Below are 244 nucleotides of genomic sequence, written 5' to 3' on the forward strand. Positions count from 1 at the left end.
CATGTGCCGCGCGGCGGCGTGTGCGAACTCGAACGCCGCCGTGAGGTTCACCGCGACCATCGGGTCCCACTTCTCGCGACCGAACCCGGTCACGTCGTCGAGCAGGTTGATGCCGGCCGAGTTCACCAGGATGTCGAGGCCGCCGAAGGTGTCGACGCACGCGTCCACCATGCGCTGCGGCACGCCCGGCTCGGTGATGTCGGCCGCGGCGAAGGCGTAGCGCGTGCCCCGCTCCTCGACCAGC

The 244-nt window shown here is 70.9% G+C and carries 1 protein-coding gene; it reads right to left on the minus strand.

The window, feature by feature from the left end:
- Positions 1–244 (minus strand): SDR family NAD(P)-dependent oxidoreductase (locus tag AC1RPH_RS08485; protein ID WP_481762146.1); only part of this gene is annotated, 244 nt, incomplete at both ends.

It is taken from the genome of Dellaglioa sp. CoH-57-MRSF-16, assembly GCF_056782055.1.